Source organism: Nostoc sp. UIC 10630 (assembly GCF_010747425.1).
Classification (GTDB): domain Bacteria; phylum Cyanobacteriota; class Cyanobacteriia; order Cyanobacteriales; family Nostocaceae; genus Nostoc.
The window spans coordinates 1-2,152 of the sequence record NZ_JAAGOG010000403.1 but is presented as its reverse complement, the minus strand read 5'-3'; the positions used below and the strand labels follow the sequence as shown (position 1 = coordinate 2,152).

The following is a 2,152-nucleotide window of genomic DNA, read 5'->3' as shown; positions in this document are numbered from 1 at the left end:
AAAATATCACAAAACTTTATATTTAAGCTTTGAAACTCCTGCATTTACTACTCATATCAAGCCACCAACACCCCATCAACAATCGCAATCCCCCACTGCGGATATTTCACCAGCAGCTTCTTGATCACAATCTGCAAAGTAGGGTCATCATTCCAGCACTCCTGCAAGAAGTCAAACCCCGGATTCTGCCCCGAATTCGCCGCAACCTTGAGTTTCTGCATCCGCTCCGGTCGCATATTTGACCTCGCAACAATCGCCTCATGTGACCACTTTTCAGCATTGGGGACAGGTGCGGCTCAGAATTTAACTTTCTTAATCACAGTGAATCCAAACGAATCAATTGCATTATCGATTTAAGTAATGATGCCTTTAAAATATAAAATGACAGCGATAGTAATGTCACAATCGCTCTATGAATCAGGAATCGCCTCAATTTATCAACCATATTGTTTCAAGTTTGCGGTCAATTGAGGGAATTACTGCCATTTCATTGGGCGGTTCACGGGCACGAGGCAATCACACCAATAAGTCAGATGTGGATTTGGGAATTTATTATAATTCAGAAAACCCGCCCGATTTAATTGCTCTGAATCGCCTCGCCTATGAGCTTGATGATAAACATCGGGTAAATTTGATTACTGCCATTGGTGGATGGGGAAAGTGGATTAACGGTGGCGGTTGGCTACAAGTTCAGAATGTAGGCGTAGATTTTCTCTATCGTGATTTGGCCAAGGTCAATCGTGTGATTGATGATTGCCATGCTGGACAAATTACTATTGATTACCAACCAGGACATCCTCATGCTTTTGTATCCTCAATTTATATGGGGGAAATTGCTATTTGTCAGGTGCTTTACGACCCTGATGGTGTTTTAGAAGCTTTGAAGCTCAGAACAAAGCCTTATCCAGTTGGGCTGAAACAGGCAACTATTGACACTTTCGCCTGGGAAATCAGTTTCTCGCTGGTGGTTGCAAAAAAGGCGATTGCACGCAATGATGTCGTTTACGCAGCAGGTTGTTGTTTCCGCAGTGTGGCGTGTATGAATCAGGTTTTATTCGCCCTCAATGAAGATTACCTGTTGAATGAAAAGGGAGCGGTGGCAATCGCGGCTAAGTTTGCTATTTGCCCTATCAATTATCAGCAACGGGTTGAGCAAGCGTTTGCACTTTTAGCTGCTTCTTCAAAATCAATAACTGAGGCGATCGCTATTCTTGAGGCGATTGAGGGTGACTTGAGTCAATGGTATGGAAATCGGCGATTAGCAATGTAATTTTATGGCGATTGAGTTATTCAAGTTCAGGTAGCCAAATTTCTGCGACGCCGAATAGCCTGTCGTAGACATCGCTACTTGTTCCCATATCAATACGAAGCACGCTAAATGCTAAATTTTATTTAGCCACCCAGCAGGAGTTTTCTTTTTCTTATGTGGTTCTGGTCTGCCGATTCAGTAGAGCAAGAATTATTTGATTTGTACGCTCCAGCCCTGCGGTCGCTCGGCGTAAATTTCAGTGACGAGCAACTCCAAGACACTCTAGAAGCAGCAAGCTATGGTTTAGAAGATGCTTTCAGGAGCGCGATTGTTTATATACTTTGGCTCGAAGAAAATCTAAAACCGATCTACCCGACTGCGATATTAATCGAGGCACTGGCAAATCAATGGCGCACCAAGTATTGGAAGCCGGAGTATTTGGAACTTGAACAGTTGCTCTCAAGAGGAAAGCGTTGGTGGAGGGCAGCAGTGGATAAGTGGGGTTACGACGAACGTAATCAACTGGTTGCAGACATATTTTACGATCACGGGCAGGAATTTATCAAGTTCCGAAATGGTAAAGAAATTCTAGTTGACACTGCTTATAAATGGGGATGGGAGCGAGTCGCAGATTATGCGTCCCCGTTTTCAGAAAGTAATTGGTCGCTTGGCAGTATCAATGCAAGGGAATCTTGGTCTACATCTTCTGCATTAGGTAGATAAGCACCATCAAGCAGCAATTGCTCTAACAGATATAACTCGCTTTCAAGGGCGATTTCTTTCTATGATAGGCGATCGCTGCTAGTACATTCTCTCAGCACCACTTAACCTACATTCCGCAGGTAAGTGAAGAGATTGATGGTATTTTTTATTTATGACATCATCAGCATTAGAAATAAGAGT

2 protein-coding genes are annotated in these 2,152 nt (G+C 43.3%); both read left to right on the top strand.

Features of this window, described 5'->3' with window-relative positions:
* Nucleotides 1–412 precede the first annotated feature (412 nt).
* The gene (locus tag G1O98_RS37925) at nt 413–1,270 is read left to right on the top strand and encodes a nucleotidyltransferase domain-containing protein (RefSeq protein ID WP_163939567.1); all 858 of its coding nucleotides are present in this window, start codon (nt 413–415) and stop codon (nt 1,268–1,270) included.
* 153 nt (nt 1,271–1,423) lie between these two features.
* A complete protein-coding gene (locus G1O98_RS37920) occupies nt 1,424–1,972 on the top strand; it encodes a hypothetical protein (RefSeq protein ID WP_243458668.1) in 549 nt (182 codons plus the stop codon).
* The last annotated feature ends 180 nt before the right edge of the window (nt 1,973–2,152 follow it).